1 protein-coding gene is annotated in these 336 nt (G+C 76.5%); it reads left to right on the top strand.

Annotated elements, in window-relative coordinates; genetic code table 11:
- Positions 1-22: 22 nt before the first annotated feature.
- The gene (locus A612_RS16425; RefSeq protein WP_241209512.1) at positions 23-121 is read left to right on the top strand and encodes an SPOR domain-containing protein; all 99 of its coding nucleotides are present in this window, start codon (positions 23-25) and stop codon (positions 119-121) included.
- Positions 122-336: the final 215 nt, after the last annotated feature.

Genomic DNA, 336 nt, shown 5'->3' with positions numbered 1-336 from the left:
CGACGGCCGGCGCCTGCAGCGGGTGCGGGTCGGCCCATTCACGTCGGCCAGCGAGGCCAACGCGGCGGCCGCGCGCGTGCAGGCGCTGGGTCTGGACGCGGTGGCAGCGGCGGTCGAGTGAACCTGGGCCCCGGGCGGGCGCGTTACCGCTGGTGACCCCCTGGGCGCGGCATCGGCGCTATGGACGGTGCTGGGCCGGATGGCGGTCGCAGGCAACGGAAGGATCTGCAATGGCGGGAAGGAAGGTGCGCTGGGCCGTGGGCCTGGCGGCGGTGGCATTGGCGGGCTGTTCGGCCCTCGGTCCGGGCAGCGGTGTCCCCTCGTCGCCGGCGCCCG

The sequence above is a fragment of the Melaminivora alkalimesophila genome, assembly GCF_000282995.1.
GTDB classification, from domain to species: domain Bacteria; phylum Pseudomonadota; class Gammaproteobacteria; order Burkholderiales; family Burkholderiaceae_C; genus Melaminivora; species Melaminivora alkalimesophila.
This window is presented reverse-complemented; position numbering and strand designations above follow the sequence as displayed.